The sequence below is a fragment of the Corynebacterium sp. HMSC05C01 genome (assembly GCF_001807155.1).
In the GTDB taxonomy this organism is placed as follows: Bacteria; Actinomycetota; Actinomycetes; order Mycobacteriales; family Mycobacteriaceae; genus Corynebacterium; species Corynebacterium coyleae.
This window is the reverse complement of record NZ_KV787976.1, coordinates 1-25,960: the sequence shown is the minus strand read 5'-3', so window position 1 is coordinate 25,960 and position 25,960 is coordinate 1. Positions and strand designations below refer to the sequence as shown.

General features: G+C 60.4%; 24 protein-coding genes. 16 read left to right on the top strand and 8 right to left on the bottom strand.

Annotated elements, in window-relative coordinates:
- The first annotated feature begins 14 nt into the window (after positions 1-14).
- Entirely contained in the window at positions 15-437 is a 423-nt protein-coding gene (locus tag HMPREF3145_RS10975) for a heat shock protein transcriptional repressor HspR (RefSeq protein ID WP_070423277.1), read from the top strand.
- A gap of 131 nt (positions 438-568) precedes the next feature.
- Here the strand turns inward: HMPREF3145_RS10975 and HMPREF3145_RS10970 are convergent, their stop codons facing one another.
- The 6 genes from HMPREF3145_RS10970 to HMPREF3145_RS10950 all read right to left on the bottom strand — a co-directional run bounded on the left by HMPREF3145_RS10970 (position 569) and on the right by HMPREF3145_RS10950 (position 5,647).
- Complete coding sequence (locus HMPREF3145_RS10970; protein ID WP_070423276.1) at positions 569-1,198, bottom strand: PIN domain-containing protein; 630 nt, start codon at positions 1,196-1,198, stop codon at positions 569-571.
- A 5-nt stretch (positions 1,199-1,203) separates the two neighbouring features.
- Positions 1,204-2,016 carry an ImmA/IrrE family metallo-endopeptidase gene (locus HMPREF3145_RS10965; protein WP_070423275.1) on the bottom strand — a complete coding sequence of 271 codons (813 nt, stop codon included), beginning with the start codon at positions 2,014-2,016 and terminating at the stop codon, positions 1,204-1,206.
- A complete protein-coding gene (locus HMPREF3145_RS11555) occupies positions 2,013-2,354 on the bottom strand; it encodes a helix-turn-helix domain-containing protein (RefSeq protein ID WP_083279541.1) in 342 nt (113 codons plus the stop codon). Before HMPREF3145_RS11555 ends, HMPREF3145_RS10965 begins: the two co-directional genes overlap by 4 nt.
- Before the next feature lie 71 nt (positions 2,355-2,425).
- Positions 2,426-4,192, bottom strand: coding sequence for a pyruvate dehydrogenase (locus HMPREF3145_RS10960; RefSeq protein WP_070423274.1), 1,767 nt, complete (start codon positions 4,190-4,192; stop codon positions 2,426-2,428).
- A 58-nt stretch (positions 4,193-4,250) separates the two neighbouring features.
- Positions 4,251-5,402: an alpha/beta hydrolase gene (locus HMPREF3145_RS10955; protein ID WP_070423273.1), complete on the bottom strand. Its 1,152-nt coding sequence runs from the start codon at positions 5,400-5,402 to the stop codon at positions 4,251-4,253.
- Positions 5,399-5,647, bottom strand: coding sequence for a hypothetical protein (locus tag HMPREF3145_RS10950; protein WP_070423272.1), 249 nt, complete (start codon positions 5,645-5,647; stop codon positions 5,399-5,401). Before HMPREF3145_RS10950 ends, HMPREF3145_RS10955 begins: the two co-directional genes overlap by 4 nt.
- A gap of 91 nt (positions 5,648-5,738) precedes the next feature.
- Here HMPREF3145_RS10950 and HMPREF3145_RS10945 point away from each other — a divergent pair, with 91 nt between their 5' ends.
- Positions 5,739-6,569 carry a carbon-nitrogen hydrolase family protein gene (locus HMPREF3145_RS10945; protein ID WP_070423271.1) on the top strand — a complete coding sequence of 277 codons (831 nt, stop codon included), beginning with the start codon at positions 5,739-5,741 and terminating at the stop codon, positions 6,567-6,569.
- Here the strand turns inward: HMPREF3145_RS10945 and HMPREF3145_RS10940 are convergent.
- Positions 6,556-7,623, bottom strand: a complete 1,068-nt coding sequence (locus HMPREF3145_RS10940) for a ferredoxin reductase domain-containing protein (protein ID WP_141740874.1) — start codon at positions 7,621-7,623, stop codon at positions 6,556-6,558. The two genes, HMPREF3145_RS10945 and HMPREF3145_RS10940, sit on opposite strands and share 14 nt — an antisense overlap.
- A 69-nt stretch (positions 7,624-7,692) precedes the next feature.
- On the opposite strand from HMPREF3145_RS10940, the gene HMPREF3145_RS10935 reads away from it, so the two are divergent.
- From HMPREF3145_RS10935 to adhP, 4 genes are all read left to right on the top strand, one after another.
- Positions 7,693-9,045 carry a sodium/glutamate symporter gene (locus HMPREF3145_RS10935; RefSeq protein ID WP_070423269.1) on the top strand — a complete coding sequence of 451 codons (1,353 nt, stop codon included), beginning with the start codon at positions 7,693-7,695 and terminating at the stop codon, positions 9,043-9,045.
- Positions 9,046-10,100: 1,055 nt separating this feature from the next.
- Positions 10,101-11,054 (top strand): DUF3644 domain-containing protein, encoded by a 954-nt coding sequence (locus tag HMPREF3145_RS10930; RefSeq protein WP_141740873.1) that lies wholly within the window; start codon positions 10,101-10,103, stop codon positions 11,052-11,054.
- A gap of 550 nt (positions 11,055-11,604) precedes the next feature.
- Positions 11,605-14,163 (top strand): ATP-dependent chaperone ClpB, encoded by a 2,559-nt coding sequence (gene clpB / locus HMPREF3145_RS10925; RefSeq protein WP_070423268.1) that lies wholly within the window; start codon positions 11,605-11,607, stop codon positions 14,161-14,163.
- A 179-nt stretch (positions 14,164-14,342) separates the two neighbouring features.
- Entirely contained in the window at positions 14,343-15,374 is a 1,032-nt protein-coding gene (adhP, locus tag HMPREF3145_RS10920; RefSeq protein WP_070423267.1) for an alcohol dehydrogenase AdhP, read from the top strand.
- Between the two features lie 252 nt (positions 15,375-15,626).
- Here adhP and HMPREF3145_RS10915 read toward each other — a convergent pair whose 3' ends face one another.
- Positions 15,627-17,012 (bottom strand): hypothetical protein, encoded by a 1,386-nt coding sequence (locus tag HMPREF3145_RS10915; RefSeq protein ID WP_141740872.1) that lies wholly within the window; start codon positions 17,010-17,012, stop codon positions 15,627-15,629.
- A gap of 20 nt (positions 17,013-17,032) precedes the next feature.
- On the opposite strand from HMPREF3145_RS10915, the gene HMPREF3145_RS10910 reads away from it, so the two are divergent.
- The 10 genes from HMPREF3145_RS10910 (at position 17,033) to HMPREF3145_RS10865 (ending at position 25,809) form a co-directional block, all read left to right on the top strand.
- Positions 17,033-17,446 carry a DUF4265 domain-containing protein gene (locus HMPREF3145_RS10910; protein WP_070423265.1) on the top strand — a complete coding sequence of 138 codons (414 nt, stop codon included), beginning with the start codon at positions 17,033-17,035 and terminating at the stop codon, positions 17,444-17,446.
- A gap of 60 nt (positions 17,447-17,506) precedes the next feature.
- On the top strand, positions 17,507-18,352 hold the full coding sequence (locus tag HMPREF3145_RS10905; protein ID WP_070423264.1) for a sulfurtransferase: 846 nt from the start codon (positions 17,507-17,509) through the stop codon (positions 18,350-18,352).
- Positions 18,353-18,388: 36 nt separating this feature from the next.
- Positions 18,389-19,231 (top strand): type III secretion system chaperone family protein, encoded by an 843-nt coding sequence (locus HMPREF3145_RS10900; protein WP_070423342.1) that lies wholly within the window; start codon positions 18,389-18,391, stop codon positions 19,229-19,231.
- Positions 19,228-19,758: an orotate phosphoribosyltransferase gene (pyrE, locus tag HMPREF3145_RS10895; RefSeq protein WP_070423263.1), complete on the top strand. Its 531-nt coding sequence runs from the start codon at positions 19,228-19,230 to the stop codon at positions 19,756-19,758. The genes HMPREF3145_RS10900 and pyrE overlap by 4 nt, the downstream gene beginning before the upstream one ends.
- Positions 19,759-19,789: 31 nt before the next feature.
- Positions 19,790-20,407 (top strand): TrmH family RNA methyltransferase, encoded by a 618-nt coding sequence (locus tag HMPREF3145_RS10890; protein WP_070423341.1) that lies wholly within the window; start codon positions 19,790-19,792, stop codon positions 20,405-20,407.
- Between the two features lie 81 nt (positions 20,408-20,488).
- Positions 20,489-21,703 (top strand): glycoside hydrolase family 76 protein, encoded by a 1,215-nt coding sequence (locus HMPREF3145_RS10885; RefSeq protein WP_070423262.1) that lies wholly within the window; start codon positions 20,489-20,491, stop codon positions 21,701-21,703.
- Between the two features lie 42 nt (positions 21,704-21,745).
- On the top strand, positions 21,746-22,255 hold the full coding sequence (locus HMPREF3145_RS10880; RefSeq protein WP_070423261.1) for a cysteine hydrolase family protein: 510 nt from the start codon (positions 21,746-21,748) through the stop codon (positions 22,253-22,255).
- A 147-nt stretch (positions 22,256-22,402) separates the two neighbouring features.
- The gene (locus HMPREF3145_RS10875; protein ID WP_141740871.1) at positions 22,403-23,464 is read left to right on the top strand and encodes a hypothetical protein; all 1,062 of its coding nucleotides are present in this window, start codon (positions 22,403-22,405) and stop codon (positions 23,462-23,464) included.
- Between the two features lie 57 nt (positions 23,465-23,521).
- Positions 23,522-24,556: a class II fructose-bisphosphate aldolase gene (gene fbaA, locus HMPREF3145_RS10870; protein ID WP_070423259.1), complete on the top strand. Its 1,035-nt coding sequence runs from the start codon at positions 23,522-23,524 to the stop codon at positions 24,554-24,556.
- Between the two features lie 80 nt (positions 24,557-24,636).
- On the top strand, positions 24,637-25,809 hold the full coding sequence (locus tag HMPREF3145_RS10865; RefSeq protein WP_070423258.1) for an FUSC family protein: 1,173 nt from the start codon (positions 24,637-24,639) through the stop codon (positions 25,807-25,809).
- Positions 25,810-25,960: the final 151 nt, after the last annotated feature.

The window sequence follows — 25,960 nt, the reverse complement described above, 5'->3', positions numbered from 1 at the left end:
AAGGAGGTGTAACCATGGCAGAAGAGAAGGAATACTTCGTCATCTCTGTCGCCGCCGAGCTCACCGGCATGCACGCCCAGACCCTGCGCACCTACGACAGGCTCGGCCTGGTCACCCCGATGCGTACCAAGGGGGGCGGTCGCCGCTACTCCAGCCGCGACATCTCGATGCTGCGCCGCATCCAGTACCTCTCCCAGGAGGAAGGCGTGAACCTGGCGGGCATCAAGACGATCATTGAGCTCTCCGCGCAGATCGAGGAACTGCAGGACGAGTTGGATGCCCAGCGCGGTCACAACGAAGAGTTGCGTCAGAAGTTGCGCAACGGTTCCCGTCGTGGCGGCGAGTTGGTGCACGTGCCACGTTCCACCGCGATCGTGGCATGGGAGCCAGCTGCTTCACGACGACGCCGTCGCCGCAACCTCACCCCCGACGCCTAATCGGGAACGCACCGCTGGCGACATAGATAACAAGGCGGCACGAAAAACAAAGCGACCTGGGGAGCACAGTCCCCAGGTCGCTTCAATCATCGGACACATTCCGATCAAGCCAGGTTGGTTGGCTGTGAAATCTAGTTGAGAAGTGGCCATGGTGGACGGCCGGTTAGTCCGGTCGTCTTCACATCTTTTGGAAGTGCTTCATCAAGGCTCGTCATGGCCTGGTACTTCTTCAAAAACGCTTCGTGGGAGTCGAAGGCATTAGCTTCGATAGCCCAGCGCAGCAAGGTGATGGTGTCCGCATGCTGGATTCGGCCACCAGGGATGTGGTGGCCAAACGTCTGCTGCATTTTTAATGCGTTTGACTCTCGACGAATTTTTGCGGTGCCTACCTCTTCGTCGCACACCACGATGACGTGCTCACCTTTTCGGGCTAGTGCAACGGCATGCAGAATGGCCATATTTTCTCCACGGTCACGAGTCTGCTTATACATTTCGTCGAAGCCAATATGCAGAATGGACTGACAGAGTTGCCGTAACTCGTCGGTTGGCGTGTCTGAGAGGGAGACCTTAAAGCGGTCGGGTAGGCGTGGCCAGAGCTCGGCAGCCCTCGCGAACTGTGGCCTGCGTGTTGGAGTGTCCTTGATTTCGTACTCGACTGCTTCCGGTACATGGATTGCATGGTTACCCAGTGCCGCGATCAGTTGTGGAACAGAATCGGTTGCAAGAAACTTAAAGATCGGGCCAGTATCCAGAATGTGCACGCGGACTATCCATTCATGAGAATGTGGAGTTCCTCAGCGGTAAGGCCTCCATCCTTGGGTACTGGGCGAGCAGGAGCTTCGTCGTCAACAATAGGTGCGATGCCTTGCTGTGAAAGTAGTTCGGCAAAGCGTGATGCGTTTTCTTCGCTTTGTAAACGTGCGAGAGCTGGATAGCTCAGCTGGTGCCACCTGTACGCCTCTGTTGCTCGAGCCATGAGCATTTGAGGTGCACGAGGGGTGGACGAACCAACGACAATTGTTTGGTATTCGGACAGCCACCCGTATTGCAACGCCATCGATTTGGTCGTTCGCTGCCTGAATAGGTCACACGCAGCATCGTCGATGAGTCCAGCCTCCTTTAGCTGAATTGCCGCGATTGCAGGTGACACCCCAAAGGTTTGGACAAGGTACGACACATGGTTCCCGAGATCCGAAGACAACGATGTGCCTTGCAACGCACCCAAAGGAAGGAGGAAATGACGGGCAAAAACATCTGCCTGAATTTCCTCTGCCCGACGATCGTTCCAATTCCCCTCATCGAGCCGTCGATTCACGCTGCCCAGCCGGAGGTGCCCGAGCTCGTGGGCAAGAGTCGACCGAAGCCTCATCGGGTGTTCTGTGCATGCAGCAGCCATGATGGTGTGTCGGGATAGACGCATGGTCATACCGTGGCCGGGTGCTTTGCTTCGAATGAGTGCGACCCCGACCCCGGTGTTCTCTTCGATGAGCTTGGGGAGGTTATTGACTGGTGCTAACCCAAGGTTCCACTCGTCTCGACAGCGCTCTGCTGCACGCTTTCCAATTGACTCGTTGCTCATGGCTGTTCGGGAACTCCTAGCTCGTCGAGGTAGCATGCCATCTCCAATGCGAAGAGGAGGTAGTTGGCTAAGTCCTCGGAACCAGCATCGTCAGTTCGTCCTGCGACCAATGCATTCGCTCGGGCGGAATCTGAACCTCGAAGAGATTCTGGTGAGACACCGCACCCGAAGGCTAGAGCGGAGAGCTGAAGGGTGGATGGTTCCTTTGCTCCTGTCTCAACTCTTTGGATCGTTGGTTGAGACAGTCCACTCACCGCTGCAAGGTCGCGCTGCGTCATCCCAACTGCGCGTCGGGCTGCGACGATGCGCTCGCCGATCGACTTTTCTACGTGTATCATTCTGAATCACCCGCCTTCGGATTTGATTCTAACACTCGTAGCGACGAACGCATCGTCTGAACTACAGCGACCTACCCGCCGAATTCGATGGCGGCAGCACCACCGATGTGGCGGAGGTTGGACTTGGCCAGGTTGAACAGTCGGCCGACGCCACCTTCAAGGAAGGCGGTGCGGGCGCCAGACTTGGCAAAGCCCTTCATCATGTCCCAGGTGATTCCCGGCGGCAGGGAGAGAGCCTCGGGGTCGGTGACGATGTCGACGACCACGGGGCCGTCGTAAGCAAGTGCCTCCTTGAGCATCGGCTCGAGGTCCTCGGGCTCCTCGATGCGGAAGGACTTGATGCCGACACCCTTGGCGATCTCGGCGAAGTTGACCTGTTCGTGGTCGGTGCCGAAGTAGGGCATGCCGGCGACCATCATCTCGAGTTTGACCATGCCGAGGGAGGAGTTGTTGAAGCAGATCACCTTCACCGGCAGTTGGTGCAGCTTGATGGTGAGCAGTTCACCCATGAGCATGCCCAGGCCGCCGTCGCCAGACCAGGAGATGACCTGGCGGTCCGGCTGTGCGGCCTGGACACCGATGGCCATGGGCAGGGCATTGGCCATGGTGCCGTGGAGGAAGGATGCGCCTTCGTCGCGCTTGCCGTTCGGGGTGAGGTAGCGCGAGGACCACACGTTGCACATGCCGGTGTCGACGGTGAAGTAGGCGTCGTCGTCGGCAAGCTTGTCCAGCACGGAGGCAGCGAGCTCGGGGTGGATCGGCTTCTTCGACTCGAAGGCTTCCTCGGTGTAGCTCTTCACCACGTGGTCCAGCAGCTGGTAGTGGCGTTTGAGCATCTTGTCCAGGAACTTGCGGGCCTTCTTCTCCTCGATGTGGGGGAGGATGTTTTCGATGACGCTCTTGACGTCGCCGACGACGGGGTAGTCGACCTTGGTGCGGCGGCCGATGTGGGTGCCGTTGATGTCGATCTGGGCGACGTTTTCCTCGGGCAGCCAGTCGGTGTACGGGAAGTCGGTGCCGACCATGATGAACAGGTCGGACTCTTCCATGGCGTCGAGGCAGGCGCCGTAGCCAAGGAGGCCGGACATGCCGACGTCGTAAGGGTTGTCGTACTCGAAGTACATCTTGCCGCGGAAGGAGTGGCCGATCGGGGATTTGATCTTCTCGGCCAAAGCGAAGACTTCGTCGCGGGCGTCGCGTGCACCGTAGCCGCAGAACAGGGTGATCTTGTCGGCGTTGTTGATGGCCTCGACAAGCCGTGCGGCCTCAGCGGGGTCGGGGTAGACGCGCTTGTCCTTGCCGGTGGCGTAGACGGAGTCGGCGGTGTGAGGACCGTCGGCAACGTCGGCGGCGAACACGTCGCCAGGCACGACCATCACGGACACGCCGTTGCCGGCGAGTGTGTTCTGCAGGGCGTTGTGCAGCACGCGCATGCCCTGGTCGGCGGTGTGGACGACCTCGCAGTAGGAGGAGCACTCCTGGAACAGCATCTCCGGGTGGGTCTCCTGGAAGAAGGAGGAACCGATCTCGGCCGTCGGGATGTGCGACGCGAGGGCGAGCACCTTCGCACCGTTGCGGTGGGACTCAAACAGGCCTTGGACGAAGTGGGTGTTGCCCGGGCCGCAGGACGCGCCACAGACGGCGAGTTCGTCGGTAGCTAGCGAGTCCGCACCGGCAGCAAACGCTGCTGCTTCCTCGTTGCGGACGTGGACCCACTCGATGTTGCTCTGGCGCACCGCGTCAGAAAGGGGATTGAGCGAGTCGCCAACCAAACCGTAAATGCGTTTAATGCCGAGGGCCTCGAGGCGCTCGACGACTTGCTCTGCAAAGTTTGCCATGGTTTATCAGACTCCTAAAGGTAGTTTCTTTAAACGTTCGCCATGGTAACGCCATTTCTTAAGTTGTGCTTGCGCGCTGTTGCAAAGCAGACACAAAAGCCGGGTCTGTGAAGTAGTCGGAGTGCCCGCCGCGCACGCCCTCCACGCGCTGTGCGCCCCACCCTACATACGACGGCGACGCACCGAGCACCGCCGACGGTCCAGAGCGCAGCAACAGGATGGGGTCCTGGGGTGAATCGACGACGTGAACGGTGGCGTACTCATCCGCAAGTGTGAGCTCGGAAACGTGCTGGCCTGCGACGCCGGCGCTGCCGAGGACCCATAAGTCATCCGCTATAAGTCCATGGTCGCGCGCCGCCGTGGTGGCCAGCAGCGTGCCGTAACTGTGGGAGACGACGGTCTTCTGTGCGTCCGGGAAGCGCTCCTCAAGCGCCGCCTGAAACATCGCCAGATCATCCGCACCGGCAGACGCACGCAGGGGAGAGACCGCCCGCGGCACCGAGCGTGGCGGTGCATAACCCTGCCACACCACCACCGCAGCACCGGTCTGCTGCGCCAATCGCGACGCCTTTGCCAACTCACCCTCCAACTTTGCCGGCGCGCCCGTGGTCGCGCCGGCCACCATGGTGATCACCCGCGCCGGGTCTACAACATCACCGACGACAACGGTGGTCGAAGCGGGTCCGGCCTCGAGAACGGTCCCGCCCGCAGCCTCCACGGCGGCACGAGTCGCGGCGGGCAAGGTCGGCACATGACGCGCGTGCAGGTCCTGAAACGACTCATCCGGGTGGGCGAACAGCGGGTCGTAGTCCTGCTCGTGTCCGCCAAGGCGCAACAAGGACCGTGCGAGTTCCAGGTCCAGCGCCATCGACATCGCATTGAGCCACAGCACGGTGCGCGAGTGCAGGTAGCGGGTGGCAAACATGGCGGCCTCGTCCAACTGCCGTTGCAGCCCCGCCGCAGCGGCGACCAACGACGCCGCCGTGGCCAAGTCGTCGGCACCGCGCGCAAACACAGACCCGAACGCATCTAACCGCGCGTACGCCGCATCCGCCGCCACACCCCGAAACCCGGTGGACGCTAACGCCTCGCGTGAGGTTGGCACATGCTCGGCGCGCTCCCGGGCGGCATCAGAGGCGAGGCGCAACGCGGCCGCTGCCGCCGAGAGTTCCGCCGCGTCCAGCGCCGGACGGTACGTGGCAACACTCATGGCGCAAGCCTCGCTTCCAGGTCGGCGTCCACGCCCTCCACCGCGCGGGCAAAGCGCGCGATGGAATCAAGGTGGGTGTTGAGGTGGGCGGTGGTGTCGTCGATAAGCATGTGCGTGCTGTTGCGTATCGACGACAACGCTTCCGCCGTCCGCGACACCCCCACCTGCGCAAACGGTAACGGTGTGAACGTTCGGGTGAGGCCGCGGGCGACGGGTGCGGTGCGTGTTGAGATTTCAAGAGTCATGGGCCGAATCCTCTGCGCACCAGCACACAACCACAAGGGGCGAAGAAAAATCTGTGGATAACTGCCCCGAACTCCACCTAAAGTTATCCACATGAAGATCGCGTTGGTGCAAACCGTCACAGGCAGTGACACAATGGACAACTTTGCCCACCTTGCTCCGCTGGTGCGCGACGCCGCCGCCAAGGGCGCGAGCCTGATCGTGCTGCCGGAGGGTGCCAGTCAGGCCTTTGAGCAGGGCCGACTGGATACGCAGGCGGAGGACCTCGACGGCGCATTTGCCACCAACATGCGCGACCTGGCAGGCGAGCTCGGCGTGACCATCGTGGCTGGCATGTTCCGGCCCGCCGATACCGTTCAGCGTGGCGAGAAAACCATCAACCGCGTCTACAACACCGCCCTGATCACGGGAAATGGCCTGCATGAGGGCTACGACAAGATCCATACGTACGACGCGTTCAACTACCGCGAGTCAGACACCGTGCGCCCCGGCGAACGCCTGGTCACCTTCGAACACGACGGCGTGACGGTGGGCGTGGCCACCTGCTTCGACATTCGCTTCCCTGAGCAGTTCCAGGCCCTTGCGGACCGCGGCGCCCAAGTCATTGTCGTACCCACAAGCTGGGCCGACGGGCCCGGCAAGGTGGAGCAGTGGCGCATCTTAACCGCCGCGCGCGCCCTCGACGCCGGGGTGTTCATCGCGGCCGCTGGCCAGTCGCGCCCGGATTTTGAAACCAAAGCGGGCGAGCCGTCCGGTCCCACCGGCGCGGGCCACTCAACCGTGGTCGACCCTTCCGGCGTGCGCATCGCCGAAGCCGGCTACGGGCCCGAAACCCTGGTCGTAGACATCGACCCCGAAGAGGCCGCCAAGCAGCGCAAACGCCTTCCGCTCGGCCAGATCCGCGCGGACACTACGATGCGCTAAACCACTCCGGCGTCGCGTCGTGGGCGATGACCTGCACGCCCTCGGCGCCAGCTTCTTCCAACGCGTCGGTGATCGCGGCCGCGCGCACCTCGTCCGCGCACACGATCACGTCGCGGCCCCACCACATTCCCGGGCCCGACACCACCTGCTCCAGCGACGCACCCAGCCGCGACTCCACCACCCAACTCATGTCCAGCCAGTCCTGCGCGCCAGCCAACGCGTCCAGCGCCGCGCGGTCGTACGTCACATCCGAAACCAGGTGCACATCGGGGTGCTCCTCGCATTCCAACCAGTGAAAAACCAGCGCCTTCGCCGCAGCCAACCCCGTCCCCGCGGCCACCAAGAGCACTTGCTTATCGACGAACCCCTGCAGACCCCCGCGCGCCACACCCAATGTCAACCACGCGCCGGGCGCAACCGCAAGATCGGTGCCGGTGCTGATGTGAAACTCCATTTGTCCGAATGGGTTCGACGGCAGCGCCGGGATCAGCCCGGTCCACACACCGGGGGCTTCCGGCGACATCACGGGCAGCGTTTCACCGGGGGCATAGATGATGCGCGTGCCTGCCTCGAGGCGCACGATCTGCACCCCGTCTCGAACGTCCACGCTGGTGACCTGCGCCGCTGAGGCCGCCGGCACGCCCGCGTAGTCGGCTTGGGATGCTGCCTTGCGCATGACCTCGCCCGCTGCCACGAGCGCCGAGGTGGGGTCCTCGGTGTCGGCACCGCCAGCACCGGTGCCGACCTCGGCGCCGGTTTCTCCGGCGACGGTGCGGATGGCGTCGCCAAGCAACTGCATCGCGTTCGGGTACTCCTCGGCGGGGAAGCCGGTGCGGCGCAGGTCCAGCGCGATCGCGCGCAGACGGTCGGTGGTTTCGGTGGGGGAGTGGCTGAGGAGGAACGTGGTGGCGTCGATAAGCATCTGCGGCATGCGCTCACCAGGAGCAAGCATCATCGACGCATGTGGATACGCCTCCACGAACCTCGCGCGCCACACCTCACTCACGCGCGATCCGTGGGTGCGCAACAACTCAACGGACTCCGGAAAAGTCATGAAAACAGCGTACTGGGTTAGAGTACAGACTGTTTTATATGCGATAAGTGGATAAAGGAAGGTGCTGCGATGGAATTCACCCCATACACGCTGCTTACCGACATCGGATGGATCTCCCTCCTCCTCATCGTCGGCAACGTCCTGCGCAACCGACTGCGCGTACTGCAAGCATTGCTGCTGCCCGCACCGATCACCGCAGGCCTGCTCGGGCTCATCCTCGGGCCCGAAATTCTTGGCCTGATCAACTGGTCCGACCAGGTGGGCACCTACACCACGCTGCTCATCGCGGTGGTGTTCGCGTCGATGGCGTACTCGATGCAATTCGGCGGGTCCGTGGCCACCGGTGCGCGCAACATGTGGGGCTATTCCACCGCAATGTTCATGGGGCAATGGGGCCTATTCATCCTGCTTGGCATCTACCTCTTCGCACCCGTATTCGGCACCGAGCCGTGGTTCGGCATGATGCTGCCCGTCGGCTTCGTCGGCGGCTTCGGCACCGCAGCGGCCGTCGGCTCCGCGCTTGAGGAGATCGGCGTTGAAGGCGCATCCTCTCTCGGCTTCACCTCCGCCACCGTGGGCACCCTCGTGGCGATTGTCGGCGGCGTGATCATGGCCAACTGGGGCATCCGCAAAGGCAAGGCGTCCCAGCTCGCGGGCGATCTTCCCGACGACCTGCGCACCGGCTACATCCGCAACGAGGAAGAACGCCCCTCCATCGGCAAAGCCACCACCAACCCGTCGTCCATCGAACCGCTCGCACTGCACGCCGGCTTCATCGTGTTCACCGTGCTCATCGCGTACCTGCTGAACACGCTGATCAAGGGGCAGTGGCCAAACGTGTCCATCCCGCTGTTCGCCATGTCGTTCGTGGTCGGTCTGGTCGGCCGTCTTGCCTTGCGACTCGCAGGCCGCCCGAACTACCTCGACGGCTCCACCATCAACTCCATCTCCGGCGCTGCCACCGACTACATGATCGCCTTCGGCATCGCGTCTATCGTCCCCGCCGCACTCGCCGGCTACTGGCAGGCACTGGTTGTCATGTTCGTCCTGGGTACCGTGTTCTGCGTGGTCTGGATGCTGTGGGCCGGCCCGACCTTCTTTGGCGAAAACTGGCTCGAGCGTGGCCTGTTCGGCTGGGGCTGGGCCACCGCCGCCGTGGCCACCGGCATCGCGCTGCTCAAGATGGTCGACCCGAAACTCAAGTCCGGCACCCTCAACGAGTACGGCGTGGCCTACGTCGGCTTCGCCCCCTTCGAGATCGGCATGACCATCCTCGCACCGATCGCCGTCATCGCCGGCTTCACCACCGGTTTCGGCTGGGTGTCCTTCGCCGTCGCCGTGGGCGTGGTCGTGCTCGCCTACGTGCTCAAGTGGGTGCCCGTGCGTAACGACGACCGCAGCGCCTCCCCGGCAAGGGAGTAGCTACACGGGTTTCCTTTTAAGCACTGAATGGATGTATTGCTGCCCCGCTAGCCAGGATGCGGCAGCGGGGTTCATTGAATGCATAAGGCGTGCGGATATTCGATGAACACGGATCAATTGCCCAGGGTCAAGCAGCGGTTCTAGATGGCTTGCACGATTTCGTGCGTGCCGTACTGCATTTGCCCACTGGTAAATGACAGCGGGATTAGCGCTCTGGAATTCGGAAGCGTTCCGAGCAGTAAATGCATGCTTGAGAGTCTCGTCCCAAATCCGCATCCGGGGATTTTGAGGAGAAGAAACCTGGGGTTGAGGCAAGATGAAAAGCCATGAACCGAAAGGCAAAGCCGCGACAAGGTCGTCATGAGAAGGATTCGGCTTTGCACAATTGCCAAGTTCGTCTCGTAGGGCTGGTTCCGCTTTTTGCCAAAGTGGCCTTTTGCGTGGTGGCGAAATAATCTGGCGAAGTCGAGGTGCAGGATCCTTTAGCCAGTCCCTTGTGTACGCACAAGTACGGTTTGGATCATTAACCGGTTGGGATGCATTCCAAGTTTGAAGGCGTGAATTGATGCTGTTTCTGAGTTGTACTTCGACCATACCTGTGGTCGCAGCGACAGCTCCCGCCATCTCGATATTCCAAAGGTAGAGCAGAAGTGCTTGTTTTTCTGAGCCCCCGGCTGCCTGTATGTAAGTTTTGAAGCGAGGGTCAGAAAGAGCACGCGTAATCGAATATGTAGTTTGCTTCTGCACAAAACTATATATACAGTTGGTTCTCACAAGACGGGTTAAAATCCGGTAATTAAGAGAATGTCCGCTAGGTGCAGTCGCGCCCAGCGGCTTTCTTTTTGTCGCTTAACCCGTAACAACCGTGAGGCAAACGCGCCCCTGATCGTCTAGCTGCGTTTTTGTGCAACTAGACGATCTTTCTTTTATCGACCACCGTTTCCATCATCACCTGGGGAAACGTTTTTGCCGAAAGCTGATCGTCTAGCTCGCACTGCCGCGCAACTAGACGATCAGCATTAAGGGTGTCGCGTTGATCGTTAGACTGATTCGTTATGGAAATGGGGCATGAAGAAATCGTCCAGCGTCTTTTGGAGAAGAGTAAAGAAGCCTTCATTCTTGCGTTGGAGCTTTACAACCGCCCGACTCTGAAATATCACGCTGAGTCCTGCTCGATCTTTCTTTGTAATGCTTGGGAGCTCATGCTCAAGGCGTACTTAGTTAAAGACCGAGGGGTCGACGCAATCTACTACTCCGATGGGTCGGGGAAGACGATCGCGCTTGCAGATTGCCTGAAGAAAATTTTCACGAACGACAAAGATCCACTACGGGTGAACATGGCCGAGATCATCCGTTTCCGCAACATCAATACGCACTTCATTACTGATGAGTATGAGATCTTTATCGGTCCATTCTTGCAGAAGTCGGTGATGAATTATGCAGACAAACTGCTCGAGCTGCATGGGGAGTCGGTAAGTGAATTAATTCCGGAGAATCACCTCACGCTTGCTGTGCGTCGTGGCGCTATTGATCCCGACGTAATCCGGGCAAAATATGAACCACACGTCGCGGAGAAGCTCCTTAAAATGAGACAGTTTGCAGCAGACGCGGCTGGTACAGGCGAAGGGGGAGCCGCTGCTGCGATTTATGAGACGAACCTCCGCATCGTCAAGAAGTCGAAGGATGCTGATCTCAATGTCTACATCGATAGCGATGCTGATGCGGGCATTGCCATTGTCAAGGATGTCCGCGATGCAGCTAGTTACTATCCATACACCAAAAAATTGGCGGTTAACGAGGTGCTCAAGCGCCTCGCTAAGTCGAAGACAACCATCTATCACCGTGGAGAAAAACGCAGATTTAACAAGTATGACTTCGATCTTTTCATCAAAGTTTTTCAACTCCGGGACGACGAACGGTACGCCTACGACCGCAGTACGGCTGGAGAGAATGCGACAATGTGGACATATTCCCAGCAGGCCGTCGAGTTTGTAGTTGGTTATCTGTAGAAGGACCCAGAAGGGTGCCTCGACGCACTTAAGAGAAAAGCAGAAAAATAAAAACGCCAACCCTCGGAGCAAAGGAATTCTCAGGCCGAAGCCCTACTCCCATTCGGGAACCCAGCTTTATCCTTCTCGGGTTGGCGCTGTAGTCATAATGCTAATTGCACATGTTGTCTTGCACAACACTTATTTGCCTATCGGGGAGCAGTGTTGGGCAAAAAACATGAGGTAAAAACGTTGAAAAACGTGTCTTCAAAGCCCTTTGGTCTTTTAAAGGAGCTGGCCTCCCCCTGATCGTCTAGCTGCTCTTTTGCGCGACTAGACGATCTTTCTTTTATCGACCATCGTTTCCATCATCACCTGGGGAAACATTTTCGACGAAAGCTGATCGTCTAGCACGCACTGCCACGCAACTAGACGACCAGCGAAAACACCCCACCAAACCCACCTTGAGCCACTCCCGCGCAACTTTTTTCGTGTTGACAGGAACAGACTCAACTTCTCGTGCGTTACACATAGTGCGAAACAAAATTTAGGCACGAAAGGATGATGCGATATGGCATCGAAGTACACACAGAAGACGCAGGAGGCTTTGCAGCAAGCGCAGATGCGTGCGTCGGCTGCGGGGAACCCGGATATGCGCCCGGCTCATGTGCTTGAGGCGTTGCTGAAGCAGGATGGCGGCATTGCTGCCCCGGTGCTCAAGGCTACGGGTGTGGATCCGGAGACGGTGGCGCGCGAGGCTGGCGAGCTGATTAGCGGTTACCCGAGCGCGGAGGGCCAGGGCATGGCCAACCCGGGGATTAATAGGGATCTGCAGACGGCGCTGAGTGTTGCGCAGGATCTTGCAGGTGAACTTGGCGACGAGTACGTTTCCGCCGATGTTCTCCTCGCCGCGATTGCGAAGGGTAAGGACGATGCGGCTGAGTTGCTGCAGAAGCGCGGCGCAACGTTTGAGGCGCTCAAGGAGGCGTTCCCGTCGGTTCGTGGTGGCAAGAAGGTCACCTCGGAGAATCCGGAGGATCAGTTCCAGGCGCTGCAGAAGTACTCGACGGACCTGACTGCTCGTGCGCGTGAGGGCAAGATTGACCCGGTGATCGGCCGCGATTCGGAGATTCGCCGTGTGGTTCAGGTGCTTTCCCGTCGTACGAAGAACAATCCGGTGCTGATCGGTGAGCCGGGCGTCGGTAAGACTGCGATCGTTGAGGGGCTTGCGCGCCGCATTGTGGCGGGCGACGTCCCGGAGAGCCTGAAGGGCAAGACCCTGATTTCGTTGGATCTTGGCTCGATGGTTGCGGGTGCGAAGTACCGCGGTGAGTTCGAGGAGCGTCTGAAGGCTGTGCTCGATGAGATTAAGGAGTCGAACGGCCAGATCATTACGTTTATCGACGAGCTGCACACCATCGTCGGCGCCGGCGCCACCGGTGATTCCGCGATGGATGCCGGCAACATGATTAAGCCGTTGCTGGCTCGCGGTGAGCTGCGTCTGGTCGGTGCGACGACGTTGGATGAGTACCGTCAGTACATTGAGAAGGATGCCGCCCTGGAGCGCCGCTTCCAGCAGGTTTACGTTGGGGAACCGACGGTCGAGGACACGATCGGCATTCTGCGTGGCCTGAAGGAGCGCTACGAGGTGCACCACGGCGTGCGTATCCAGGACTCGGCACTGGTGTCGGCGGCGGAGCTTTCCAACCGCTACATCACGAACCGGTTCCTGCCGGATAAGGCGATCGATCTTGTGGACGAAGCCGGCTCCCGCCTCCGTATGCAAATCGATTCTTCCCCGCAGGAGATTGATGAGCTGGAGCGTATTGTTCGTCGTCTAGAAATCGAGGAGATCGCGCTGCAGAAGGAGTCTGACGCGGCGTCGAAGCAGCGCCTCGAGCACCTGCGCGAGGAACTCGCTGATCAGCGCGAACGTCTCGGTGAGATGAAGGTTCGTTGGGAAAACGAGAAGGCTGAGGTGAACAAGGTCCAGTCCGCGAAGGAGGAGCTCGAGCGCCTGCGCAACGAGTCCGAGATCGCGGAGCGCGACGGCGACTATGCCAAGGTCTCCGAGCTGCGCTACGGGCGCATCCCTGAACTGGAAGCGGAGGTGGCCAAGGCGGAGTCCGAGGCCAGCAACAAGACGATGCTGGAGGAGGAAGTCACGCCGGACATCATCGCCGATGTCGTCTCTTCCTGGACGGGCATTCCAGCCGGCAAGATGATGCAGGGCGAGACCGAGAAGCTGCTCAACATGGAATCTGTGCTGGGTGAGCGTGTCGTCGGTCAGAAGGAAGCTGTCGTCGCGGTGTCGGACGCAGTGCGTCGCTCCCGTGCGGGTGTGGCGGATCCGAACCGTCCGATCGGCTCGTTCCTCTTCCTCGGCCCGACCGGTGTGGGTAAGACGGAGTTGGCCAAGTCGCTCTCGGAGTTCCTTTTCGACGACGAAACCGCCATGATCCGCATCGACATGTCCGAATATGGCGAGAAGCACTCGGTTGCGCGTCTGGTCGGTGCCCCTCCGGGATACGTCGGCTACGACGCTGGCGGCCAGCTCACTGAGGCTGTTCGTCGTCGCCCGTACTCGCTCGTGCTTTTCGACGAGGTAGAGAAGGCCCATCCCGACGTCTTCGACGTGCTTCTCCAAGTGCTGGATGAGGGGCGCCTCACCGACGGTCAGGGTCGCACCGTCGACTTCCGCAACACGGTGGTGATTCTGACCTCCAACCTGGGCGCTGGTGGTGACCGCGACCAGATCATGGAGGCTGTGAAGCGCCACTTCAAGCCGGAGTTCATCAACCGTCTCGACGATGTTGTGGTGTTCGATCCGCTGAGCAAGGACCAGTTGGTCGGCATCGTCGACATTCAGCTGGAGGGCCTGGCCGAGCGTCTCGCCGCCCGCCGCCTGGTGCTGGAGGTGTCGGATTCGGCGAAGTCCTGGCTCGCAGATCGCGGCTACGACCCGGCCTACGGTGCTCGTCCGCTGCGTCGCCTGATCCAGCAGGCGATCGGTGACCGTCTGGCGAAGAAGTTGCTGGCCGGTGAGATCTGTGACGGCGACACCGTCCACGTCGATGTTGCCGACGGCGGCGAGTTCCTCGACGTCACCGCTGGCGCCACCGCCGCCTAGTTCGGCGCTGTCGCTGTAAGCCCAGGTCGGGTGGAGAAAATCCGCCCGGCCTTTTCTTCTGTACGCTCCTTTTCCCGGACATTTGTCGCTTAATGAAAACGTGTTTCAATCCACTCGACGTACCCTGGTGTGAGCCGTATCATTCATGACGACCGTCCCCTTTAGGAAAGGAGCACCACATGTCCACCCCAACTTCTATGCGCGCAGCAGTTGCCGAACAGTTCGGTCCAACCGTCAATGTCAAGGAAATCGACCTTCCCAAGCCGGGCCCGTTCCAGGCACTGGTGAAGCTCTCCGCCAGCGGCATCTGCCACACCGACCTCCACGCAGTGGAAGGTGACTGGCCGGTGAAGCCGGCTCCGCCGTTCGTGCCTGGTCACGAGGGCGTCGGTGAGGTCATCGAGTTGGGGCCGGGTGAGCATTCGGTCAAGGTTGGCGACATGGTCGGCAACGCTTGGCTCTGGTCCGCATGTGGTGAGTGCGAGTTCTGCCGCACCGGCCGTGAGACGTACTGCAAGCAGGCAGAATACGGCGGCTACACGGTGAATGGATCCTTTGGTGAGTACATGCTCGTGGATACGCGCTACGCCCCGCGCATCCCGGAAGGCGCCGACCCGGTCGAGGTCGCACCGATCCTCTGCGCTGGCGTCACCGTGTACAAGGGCCTGAAGGAAGCGCAGACGAAGCCAGGCCAGTTCATGGTCATCTCCGGCATCGGCGGCCTCGGCCACCTCGCAGTGCAGTACGGCGTGGCCATGGGCATGCGCGTGATCGCGGTGGACATTGCCGACGACAAACTCGAACTGGCCAAGGAACTCGGCGCCGAGTTCACCGTTAACGCTGCTAACACCGACCCGGGTGAGGCCGTGCAGGAGTTCACCGACGGCGGCGCGCACGGCGTGCTGGTCACGGCGGTGCACCCGGCTGCATTCGGCCAGGCCATCGCGATGTGCCGCTCCAACGGCACGATCGTCTTCAACGGCCTGCCTCCGGGGGAGTTCCCGGCACCGATCTTCGACATCGTGCTGCGCGGCATCACCATCCGCGGCTCGCTGGTCGGCACCCGTCAGGACATGGCGGAGGCGCTCGACTTCTACGCCCGCGGCGAGGTGAAGCCGCATGTCACGGCGTGCGAGCTCGACGACGTGAACAAGGTGTTTGAGGACATGCGCAACGGCAAGATCGCTGGCCGTATGTCCATCAAGTACTAGGCGTTTGGCGTCTGTGGTTTAGCCTGCAGCCTGCAGCCCAAAGCCCGCAGTCAGTACGGTTTTTCCGGCTGGCTCCGGGCTTTGTCGTGTTCGGGTCCGCACCTTGACATGCCCGCTCTGTTCTAGACACATCGTCGAGTAAAGATTAGCTTCCTATTCTCGGTGTTCTTCGGCTTCACCGTCGTTGCAGGAGAAACGTGAGGGAGGCCGGTTAGGCAGTGAGCGAGGAACGAAGATTCCACGTTGTGTGAGTTAAATGAGATCTGAGGTTTGGTGCGCTCCTTTGAGGGAGTCGAGTCTCAGATACCGGTTGAGTTTCACAAAAGCAGAACCCTTACCGGATTGATCGTGGATGATCACTGCTGAGGTTCTAGCAGTATCTGGGTCTGTAGGTCCCGATAACAGGTAGATGATGTAGCTCCGGTCGGCGCGGTACCCCTTGCTTAGGCCGAACCCCATGACTGCTGCAATCCTTTGATCGCGCTGGTCCCCATTCTTTAGCCGCTTGACTTCGTTGTGAGACCAGTCTTGGGGGACGAATCGTTCTTGAATAAGGGGAAATACTTTTGCGATGTGTGCTTCAGGGGTATCAGGAAGAAAAGATGATGGTTGAGGGTTGTTCTTAGGATCGTCTTTCGGCAGGTAGAAACCTAGGTGTTTGACCTCTCGGCTCACTCGAACTGAGTCCTCAAGAATTATTGCCGATTGATGGTGATAAGTGTCGAACAGTGGGTATCGGAATGATTTATTCGCACTACGCTGAACTGTGGTGTTTCTCGTAGAAGCGAAGAGAACGGTGTCAGGTTCGTAAACGTTTCCAGGGCGGTCTTGCAAGACCTCATCAACCTTTGAGATTGATTCGATCCAAGTTGCCGCGTCTGGATCAATCCATTTTGCGAGTCTGAGGATCTTTCGGAGTTCAACGATGGGGTCGACGTGGAGCAGTGAGTCCTGGTGGGAGACTCTATTGCGCAGCTCTCGAAGGTCCTCGAGTGCACGCCCAACTACTTTCCTATCGCTCTTGCCTGGAAACACGGAGTTCAGGTGAGTGTTCCAAAGCTCAGCCACTTGAAAATCTTTTGAATGAATGAGCTGGACCCAGAAACCGAGATTTAACTGCGAGATTATGTCGTTTTCATCTGGTGCGGTTTGGTGAGTTTTGTTAGTCAACCGCGCTGCAACTTTGCCTACTGTGTTGTCGGTGTGAACGTTCCATGGGAAAGCAAGAGGGTGGATGGTCTCCAGCTTTTGCATCATGGAGTTCCTTAGGAGTACTTCCACGTGGTGAATTACTTCGGACAGTGCTGCTGACACGGCTGCGTTCCACTCGTGCAGAGCCCAAGCGGATTCTTCTTTGTTAGCGGTTTGTTCAAGATACGGTTGCAGCCGTTTTTGGGAAACCCATTCGATTTTTCTTTTCATTCCAACCCCCGTTTGGATTCCGTATTTAGTGTTTTTCTGTACACTAGCCGACAGACCGTCTTGATAGACCTTGTCTTCGGCGGTGAGGGTCTTGTTGAAGCATTTGTTGCTTGCAAGGCCCTCGTTTCGTTTAGCACTGTGACTTCGTCGAAGGGGGCGACGGCGCACAGCGACCGAAACCCTACAAACCACCAACCCTTCCAACAATCCGGCCACTCCGAGATACACTGCCCCTTATGCAGCCGACTACGACGATTCTCACCCGTGTTGTCATTCCTGGTGTGGAGAGTGAGCAGCTTCGGGCTCAGCAGATTGGGTCGAATTTGTTTGTGGTGGCGAGTGTGCCGTTCGTCGATACGACGCTCGCATTGGGGGACATTGTGGAGTGCGTGCTGGTCGGGGGCGCGTTCCACGTGGACAAGGTGGTGGTGCGTGGGGGTGCGTCGACGGTGCGTGTGCTGCCGGAGGATGAGAGCCCGCACGAGATTGCGGCGACGCTGCTGGCGTTTGGTTGTCGCGTGGAGTTGGGCCCTGGCGGCATGTTGGCGGCGAGCATTGGTGCGGATTGTCCGCGCGAGGGGATCGCGGAGTGGCTTGGCGGTTTGGCGGAGCAGGGTGCGATTCAGCTTGCTCCGGGCTACATGGCTTAGCAGCGGCACCAACCGCCTTACACCGCGCCCCGACCCCGAAACCTCGTTACACTTGCGCGCATGAGCGTTTTCGTTTCTGCCGCGGATCTCAATGAACGTATTCAGGCTGGCCTGAAGCAGACCGTTATTGCTTCGCTGTGGGAGCCGGAGGCCGGTAAGGCGTGGTCGAAGTTTCAGTCCGAGCATGTGCCGACGGCGTTGTTTTGTGATCCGTCGTCGCAGTTGGCGGGGCTGCCGGGGCGCAAGGCGGGGCGTAACCCGTTGCCGGCGTTTGGTGTGGTGAAGAAGGCGGTTGCGAATTGGGGGATCGAGGAGGATCGCCCGGTGTACATCTACGACGGTGGCAACGGGCTGTTCGCGGCGCGCACGTGGTGGATTTTGCGTTGGGTGGGCGTGACTGATGTGCACATCGTGGATGGTGGGTTTGCGGCGTGGAAGCGCGAGAAGCTCCCCACGGTGGCGGGCCCGGGTGGCATTGTGGTGCCGCGCGAGCCGGAGCGCCTGGAGCCGGGGAGTATGCCGACGGCGTCGATGGAGGATGTCCGCGAGTTTGAGGGCATGATCCTGGACGCGAGGAGCGCGCGCCGTTTCGCAGGCCGCCGCGAGATCCTGGACCTGCGCGCGGGTCACATTCCGGGTGCGGTGAATCTGCCGGTGACAGATCTTTTCGACGACACCACGCACCTGATCAAGGACACCAACACCATCCGCGGCCGCCTGGCGGAGGTCGGCATTACCCAGAACACGGATCCGGAGAGCGTGATTACGTATTCGGGTTCGGGCAACCACTCGGCGAAGTTGTTGGCGGCGATGGAGCACGCTGGCCTGCCGGTGTTGACGCACTATGTGGGCGGTTGGTCGCAGTGGAGTGCGAATAAGGAGAACCGCGTGGTTACGCGTGTTTAGCGTGTCGTGTCGGCGGGCGCTGTAACATCGTCGCTGATGATTGCTGTGCTGTTAGTTCTCGCGTTTGTGGCGCTCGCCGCTGGTGTTGCGCTGTTTGTCGCTGATGCGCGTGAACGAAGCCCACGGCGTGCGTGGGCGCGACAGCACGGATTTACGTTTGCCAAGGTAGACGATCTGTTGGCGGCGGAGTGGCGTCGTGGTGCGGCGTCTGCGGGGGCGACGGCGCGCGAGGTTGTGTCGGGCTCCGCGTTCGGCCATGATCTGCACTTGGCGGATTTGGGGGAGACGACGGTGCTTGCAGTGCCCACGGGCTGCGAGGCGGACGTTGTGGTGGATATGCGCCGCGACGGGTTCGAGCCGACACAGCGCGACGATGACCTGGTGGAGGCCACCCGCGAGGGCGCGTTCACGGTCCATGCCACGAGTGTTGGTCCTGCGCGCAGGCTTATCGACGACCGCGTGCGCACCGCCTTATCCACCCTCCCGCCCGCAGTCAACGCGGTGTGGTTCGAGGGGGCGTGGGTGATTGCCCAGTTCGCGCCGGGGTCAACGGCGCAGGATTGGGATGCGTCGTTGGCCGCGGTGGCGCTGCTGGCGGATGCTGCGCGCACACTCCCGCCGGTCGAGGATGCTCCGTTGTGGGTGGGGGAGGAGAAGGTGCAGGGGGTCGTCGAAAAGCAAGCGGGCCCTGAGCGGCCGGAAGATCCGGTGGAGCTGCCCACGCGGGTCACGGGTGGGGAGCGCGGTGAGGTCGAGGAGCGCGATCTTGGTGGCGACGATGTTGCCGCGATTGCTGGCGACGAGCGCACCGGCACCGACCTGACACGGGTAAAGCGTGTGCAGGGACCGTCGTCGATTTTTGATTCTGAGGAGAAATGATGAAAGAACAACTTGCTGAACTGGTCAAAGAGCTTGCCGTGGTGCACGGGAAGGTAACGCTGTCGTCGGGCAAGGAGGCTGATTACTACGTGGATCTGCGTCGCGCGACGCTGCACCACGAGGCCAGCCCGCTGATCGGCAAACTGTTGCGTGAACTCACCGCTGACCTGGACTTCGACGCTGTTGGCGGCCTGACCCTGGGCGCGGACCCAGTGGCTACTGCCGTGATGCATGCGGAGGGGCGCCCGATCGACGCGTTTGTGGTGCGCAAGGAAGCGAAGAAGCACGGCATGCAGCGCCGCATCGAGGGCCCGTCCATCAAGGGCAAGCGCGTGCTGGTGGTGGAGGACACCACCACGACCGGCAACTCCCCGCTGACCGCCGTGGAGGCCTGCCGTGCGGAGGGCGCCGAGGTGGTTGCGGTGGCCACGGTGGTGGATCGTGCGACGGGTGCGGACAAGGTGATTGCGGACGCCGGCCTGGAGTACCGCTACCTGCTGGGCCTGGAGGATCTCGGGCTTGCCTGAGTTAGATAACGGGAAGGGCCCGACCGAGTGGATGGAGGGCCGCCACGGTGTGGGCCCCTGGGAGGGCGAGTGGCCGGATGATCCGCGCTACGACCCGGAGTACCTCGAACACGGCGACACCCGAAACGTTGTCGATGCCTACCGTTACTGGTCGCTGGACGCGGTCGTCGCAGATCTGGATACGCGCCGGCACCCGTTCCATGTCGCGATTGAGAACTTTGAAAACGACATGAACATCGGCACGGTCGTGCGCACCGCGAACGCGTTTCTGGCCAAGGAGGTCCACATCGTGGGCCGGAAGCGTTGGAACCGGCGCGGCGCGATGGTGACGGACCGCTACCAACATATTCGTCACCACGAAACGGTCGCGGATCTCATCGAGTGGGCGAACGGCGAGGGCATCGCTGTCGTGGCCATCGATAACACCCCCGGATGCGTACCCCTGGAAACAGCCGAGCTGCCCCGCGAGTGCGTGCTCCTCTTCGGGCAGGAAGGCCCCGGCGTGACCGAGGCCGCCCAGGAGGCGGCGGTGATGACCTGCTCAATCGCCCAATTCGGCTCGACGCGCTCGATTAACGCGGGCGTGGCGGCGGGGATCGCCATGCATGCCTGGATCCGCCAGCATGCAGACCTGTCTCACGCGTGGTAGCAAAACGGCGCGGTCTGGCAATATAACAGGCAAAATAACTGGCAACATACGTGGAAACGTCACTACTTAGAGGAGACATCAGTGCCTGAAACCTGGGCGCATCGTGCTGATTTGGCGGAATCGGCAATTACTGAACGTCACGCCCAGAAGCTCTGGATGTTGCCGAAGACCAACATGGCCGTCGTCGCCTGGCCGCCGGGGCTGAAAGACAAGCTGTTTTGGCACTGGCATTACTGGTGGCAGGCGCAGTACCTAGATTGTCAGGTGGATGCGGCGATGCGACGTCCGACGAAGACGCGTCGGCGCCGGATCCTCCAGACGATGCGCACGATCCAGGGGCGTAGCCGCGGCCGCTTGACCCGCAACATTTACTACGACGACAAGGCGTGGCTTGCGCTTGCCTGGGCGCGTGTGGGGCAGTTGCCGAAGAATAATGGCAAGGTGTCGTCGAAACGCTCGAAGGTGCTCGAGGATCTGGAGTTTGACCTGCTCTCGGGCATCGACCCGGTGGTGGGCGTGCTGCCGTGGCGTACGGGGGAGACGTTCTACAACATTCCGTCGAACGCGACCGCCGCGATGGTGTTCGCGCGCACGGGCCGGTTGGATAAGGCGCGCGAGATCGTCGACTGGATCTTTGACAACCTGGTGCGCGAGGACGGTCTGCTCAGCGACGGTGTTCGGATGCGTATGTCGGGGCCTGAGGTCGTCGATAAGATTTACACCTACAATCAGGGCACGGTGCTCGGCGCGAGCCTGGAGATCGCGCTCGCGCTGCGTGAGGATGTCGGCCTGGCCCACGACGAACCCATCGACTCGTTCGAAAACTCCGAGCGCGCCGATGCTTCCATGTTCTATATCACCCACATCCGCGCGATCGTGCAGGCCATCGCCCTGGAGATGGCCACTCCGCAGGGCGTGCTGCTGAGCCCGCCGGAGGAGTCCGGCGAGGGCGACGGCGGCCTGTTCAAGGGCATCCTCGCGCGCTACCTCGCCGACGTGGCCACGCGTCTGCCGGAGGATTCGAAGGAGAACATCGCCACGAAGAAGATCGCGGCGCGCCTGGTCATGCAGTCCGCGGAGTCGCTGTGGTCGCACCGCCTGGAGGTCGACGGCCTGCCGGTTTTCGCCGCGGAGTGGACCGAGGATGCGCGGCTGCCGCATAACTATGGGTTGGGGCCGGCGTCGATTAGCGAGGCCGTGGGGCTCGTGCGTATCGACGAACGCGACCTCTCCGTCCAACTCTCCGGCTGGATGCTGCTTGAAGCAGCGGCGAAGGTGTCTGCAGCAATGGCGTAATATCGTGGGCACCGTTGTGGCAAAGGGAGGTGCTCGGGACGCATGCAGAAGAACAAGCGGGCGTTGATCGTCGTTGATGTGCAGGCAGGATTCCTGTCCGACTACACGTCGCGTTGCCTACCGCGCGTGCACGAGCTCCTCGCTTCTGATGAGTTTGACCTGGTTATCGCTACCAGGTTTTTCAACCCTGATGGGTCGGCGTTCCGTACCCGCATTAACTGGGATCGGTTGTCCTCGCCTGAGGAAGTGCAGCTCGATCGGCTCGTGGAAGAGCGCGCGGACATCATCATCGACAAGGACACCTACGGTTGCGGCGAGGCTTTGCTTTCTGCACTGAAGTCTCACGGGATTTCGGGGGCTACCCTTGTCGGCATTGATACTGACGTGTGCGTTTTGCAAAACGCTGCGTACCTCTTTGACCATGGCGTCAATGTTGATGTGGACCTAGCGGGTTGCGCCACAAACGGTGGCCCCGAAGCAGACGCTGCCGCGGCACGTCTGATGGGGCGGACAATCGGTTATAAACACACGCGCGGACACACCGCAGCGTAAGAACAATTTCGGGGGGGCGAAATGCAGTGGGGGTTTACAAGATACGAGTTTGCACCGACAGATGTCGGTGGGCCGATCACAGATGCGCGCGTCATAGCTCGTATCGAAGGCGAATTCCGAGCTCTCGGGTGGGAGCAATGCACGGAAGTGTTTGGTACGCGCGATCACGCATTGTTGCTACCACGCACGTATGCAATCGTCTCAAAGGGCGATACCTTGCTTTATCTTTCCCAGTCCGGGTACGGAGTGGCCCGATACCAATTCGACTACCGCGCTGATATCGGGGAAGAGCCAGTTGCATCCGTGGCAAACGCGCTTCGGGATCGTGTTCTGTTCCAACAATCACTCAGCGATTCACCAGATAAGACAGTGCGTGAAGTCGAAGAATTGATTCGGCATATTAGGAAGATTCAGGAGCGTTACCGGCGGGAACTCTTCCGAGGTTCTGCAAACGACGCGGTGCACGAATATTCATTCTCGGTCTACGCGGTATCTGAGCCCGTCGACGATCGCTTGGTCCACGCGCTTCTGCATCCAAGAGATGTTGGTTGTTCCCTAGGACTGGATCAAGCCAACCTTCCGTCGACCAACCACTTGGTAGACCGAATCAATGGAACAATCCCAAATCTTCCGTGCCCGATCATTGATAGTCAAGGGCACCGTTTCTGGAGCAGCTGGTCGGCCAGCGTTATCGGGGCAAGTTGTTCAGGATTAGAGGAACTCGTCTCACTTAGTGAATTCAGAGTTCAGTCGACCTGGCTCGCTGCACACAAGACCGCGAAGATGGCAGCACAGGTTGACCTCGCAGGACTCGATTCGAAGGGATCCTCCAAAATGCGATTCCTCCAGTCTGACTTTGTATTGGTTGTCGCACGGCACCGTGAACGCTTAGGGGCTCATTCACCTGCACTCCACTCAAGCTTGTTGGACGAAATCAATCGTTCGAGTGATCTCGACGCCGAAATAGCTCGAGCCGAGACAAACCTCGAATCTGCTGTTGCAACGATGGCGTATTACGACGAACGCTCGAACCTAAAAGGCCGAAGACTCATTGAATTCGCAGCGTGGGTTTTCGGTGTAGCGGGTCTAGCCGAGCTTCTTGTCGAGCTTCCACTCCGCCCAAACACGTTTGCTACCCACCCGTTTTCTTTCGCTGCGTGGCTCCTCTTGGCCACTGTTGGGGGCATTGTGGTTTTCCGTCAGCGGTAGTTTTCTAAAACGGGCATACTGGTGTGCGTAAACGGTCCCAATCCCAGGAGGATTTTCATGCCTATCGCAACCCCCGAGGTCTATAACCAGATGCTGGATTCCGCCAAGAAGGGCGGCTACGCGTTTCCGGCGATTAACTGCACGTCTTCGGAGACGATCAACGCGGCCATCAAGGGGTTCGCGGAGGCGGAGTCGGACGGTATCATTCAGTTCTCCATCGGTGGCGCGGAGTTTGCGTCTGGTCAGGCTGTGAAGAACAAGGTGACGGGCGCGAAGGCGTTGGCTGCGTTTGCGCATGAGGTGGCGAAGCATTACGACGTCAACATTGCACTGCACACCGACCACTGCCAGAAGGAAGTGCTCGACGACTATGTGCGTCCGCTGATCGCGTACTCCCAGGAGCGCGTGAACGCCGGCGAGCTGCCGTTGTTCCAGTCTCACATGTGGGATGGTTCCGCGGTTCCTATCGACGAGAACCTGGAGATCGCCCAGGAACTCCTTGCTAAGGCTCGCGCTGCGAACATCATTCTCGAGGTGGAGATTGGTGTTGTCGGGGGTGAAGAGGACGGCGTTGAGGCGAAGGCTGGCGCGAACCTGTACACCTCGGAGGAGGACTTCGCCAAGACCGTTGATGCCCTGGGTACCGGCGAGAACGGCCGTTACCTGCTGGCGGCGACCTTCGGCAATGTCCACGGCGTGTACAAGCCGGGCAACGTGAAGCTGCGCCCCGAGGTCCTGGATATGGGCCAGAAGGTTGCGGAGAAGAAGCTCGGCCTGGCTGAGGGCACGAATCCGTTCGACTTCGTTTTCCACGGCGGCTCCGGCTCGGAGAAGGAGAAGATCGAGGAGTCCTTGCGTTACGGCGTGATCAAGATGAACGTGGACACGGATACTCAGTACGCGTTCACCCGCCCGGTTGTGTCGCACATGTTTGAGAACTACGACGGTGTGCTCAAGATTGATGGCGAGGTGGGCAACAAGAAGATGTACGACCCGCGTTCGTACCTGAAGAAGGCCGAGAATGCCATGGCCGAGCGCGTCATTGAGGCGTGCCAGGACCTCCACTCGGTGGGCAAGTCGGTTTCCAAGTAAGCCACTGCTTATCGACGACACCACCTCCCCGGGCCCACAGCCCAGGGAGGTTTTCCCTTTCGGGCCTAAGCTGTTTAACCATGGCTAAGCAGAGGATGGGCACGCGCGCGCGTCTGCAGTTGGTTGATAAGTCGCTGCAGTCGCGGGTGAAGCGTGTGCGGAAACGGTTGTTGCCAATTTTGCAGATCGCCTTGGCCGCCGGGTTCGCGTACTACATCGCGCACGACGTGATGGGTCACGCGCGGCCGTTTTTCGCCCCGATTGCCACGGTGATCATCATTGGCATGACGGGCGGCGACCGTGTGTCGAAGTCGGTGGAGATGGCCATGGGCTGCGTGCTCGGCGTGCTGGTGGGCGACCTGATTTTCTACCGGCTCGGCGCCGGCGGCTGGCAGATCGCGGTGATTGTCGCTGGGTCGTTGTTGATCGCGTCGTTTTTGAGCAAGTCGGTTCTGGTGAATAACCAGGCTGCGATCGGTTCGATCCTGATCGCGACAATCATGCCGCCTGGTAGCGAGTTCACCGGCGTGGACCGCACCATCGACGCCATCATCGGCTGCTTGATTGCAATGGCAGTCATCGCCCTGGTGCCTCAGGCTCCGATGTCGGAGGCCCGCGCGGAAGTGTCCAAAGTGATGGGCATCGTCTCTTCGGTTCTCGACGACGTGGCCACCGGCCTCCGCGAACGCAACCCCAACATCATCGACGAGGCCCTCGAGCAAATCCGTGGCACCCAAACGGGTATCGATGACTTAGCCGCCGCGATCAAGTCCGGCGAAGAAGCCAGCCGTGTCTCTCCGTTTTTGTGGGGCACTCGCCGCTACATCAACTCCCTGGCGCGCGTGATCCCGCCGGTGGACGACGCGGTGCGTACCTCCCGTGTGCTCGCGCGCCGGGCTCACGTTCTTGTCGAGGACAGCGACACCATCACCGAACAACAAATCGAGCTCTTGGACACCTTGTCCCGCGTCTGCCTCGAACTTTCCGAGGTCTACGACGTGAACTCCCGCGTCGCCCAGGCCACCGTCATCCCGGAATGCGTCAACGAGTTGCGTGCTGCGGGCCAGGCCGCCGGCATGGATATCGTGCCCAAGGATGCCGTCCTGTCCGCCTACGCCATCCTCGCGCAGACCCGCTCCCTGATCGTGGATCTGCTGATGGTGTGCGGCATGTCCCGCGAGTCCGCCCTCGCCGCCCTGGTGCCTACTTCCACGACCCCCAAGTACGAGCCCGAAACCTTCGACTTCGACTAGCCCGTCCTGCGTCGGCGGTCTGCCCTCGCCCCGCTGCTCGCCCCGCGCGGCCCTGCCCCGCGCCGCCCTGTTGCCCGCCCTGCTCCCTGATCGTCTAGCTCCCTCGCGGCACAACTAGACGTGTTATGTCCATGAACATTTTGGACATGGA

What these genes read in the sequence shown, in the direction of transcription:
- HMPREF3145_RS10975 (WP_070423277.1), top strand. Translation starts at nt 15, where the DNA reads ATGGCAGAAGAGAAGGAATACTTCGTCATCTCTGTCGCCGCCGAGCTC.
- HMPREF3145_RS10965 (WP_070423275.1), bottom strand. Translation starts at nt 2,016, where the DNA reads ATGAGCAACGAGTCAATTGGAAAGCGTGCAGCAGAGCGCTGTCGAGAC.
- HMPREF3145_RS11555 (WP_083279541.1), bottom strand. Translation starts at nt 2,354, where the DNA reads ATGATACACGTAGAAAAGTCGATCGGCGAGCGCATCGTCGCAGCCCGA.
- HMPREF3145_RS10960 (WP_070423274.1), bottom strand. Translation starts at nt 4,192, where the DNA reads ATGGCAAACTTTGCAGAGCAAGTCGTCGAGCGCCTCGAGGCCCTCGGC.
- HMPREF3145_RS10955 (WP_070423273.1), bottom strand. Translation starts at nt 5,402, where the DNA reads ATGAGTGTTGCCACGTACCGTCCGGCGCTGGACGCGGCGGAACTCTCG.
- HMPREF3145_RS10950 (WP_070423272.1), bottom strand. Translation starts at nt 5,647, where the DNA reads ATGACTCTTGAAATCTCAACACGCACCGCACCCGTCGCCCGCGGCCTC.
- HMPREF3145_RS10945 (WP_070423271.1), top strand. Translation starts at nt 5,739, where the DNA reads ATGAAGATCGCGTTGGTGCAAACCGTCACAGGCAGTGACACAATGGAC.
- HMPREF3145_RS10940 (WP_141740874.1), bottom strand. Translation starts at nt 7,623, where the DNA reads ATGACTTTTCCGGAGTCCGTTGAGTTGTTGCGCACCCACGGATCGCGC.
- HMPREF3145_RS10935 (WP_070423269.1), top strand. Translation starts at nt 7,693, where the DNA reads ATGGAATTCACCCCATACACGCTGCTTACCGACATCGGATGGATCTCC.
- HMPREF3145_RS10930 (WP_141740873.1), top strand. Translation starts at nt 10,101, where the DNA reads ATGGAAATGGGGCATGAAGAAATCGTCCAGCGTCTTTTGGAGAAGAGT.
- clpB (WP_070423268.1), top strand. Translation starts at nt 11,605, where the DNA reads ATGGCATCGAAGTACACACAGAAGACGCAGGAGGCTTTGCAGCAAGCG.
- adhP (WP_070423267.1), top strand. Translation starts at nt 14,343, where the DNA reads ATGTCCACCCCAACTTCTATGCGCGCAGCAGTTGCCGAACAGTTCGGT.
- HMPREF3145_RS10910 (WP_070423265.1), top strand. Translation starts at nt 17,033, where the DNA reads ATGCAGCCGACTACGACGATTCTCACCCGTGTTGTCATTCCTGGTGTG.
- HMPREF3145_RS10905 (WP_070423264.1), top strand. Translation starts at nt 17,507, where the DNA reads ATGAGCGTTTTCGTTTCTGCCGCGGATCTCAATGAACGTATTCAGGCT.
- HMPREF3145_RS10900 (WP_070423342.1), top strand. Translation starts at nt 18,389, where the DNA reads ATGATTGCTGTGCTGTTAGTTCTCGCGTTTGTGGCGCTCGCCGCTGGT.
- pyrE (WP_070423263.1), top strand. Translation starts at nt 19,228, where the DNA reads ATGATGAAAGAACAACTTGCTGAACTGGTCAAAGAGCTTGCCGTGGTG.
- HMPREF3145_RS10890 (WP_070423341.1), top strand. Translation starts at nt 19,790, where the DNA reads ATGGAGGGCCGCCACGGTGTGGGCCCCTGGGAGGGCGAGTGGCCGGAT.
- HMPREF3145_RS10880 (WP_070423261.1), top strand. Translation starts at nt 21,746, where the DNA reads ATGCAGAAGAACAAGCGGGCGTTGATCGTCGTTGATGTGCAGGCAGGA.
- fbaA (WP_070423259.1), top strand. Translation starts at nt 23,522, where the DNA reads ATGCCTATCGCAACCCCCGAGGTCTATAACCAGATGCTGGATTCCGCC.
- HMPREF3145_RS10865 (WP_070423258.1), top strand. Translation starts at nt 24,637, where the DNA reads ATGGCTAAGCAGAGGATGGGCACGCGCGCGCGTCTGCAGTTGGTTGAT.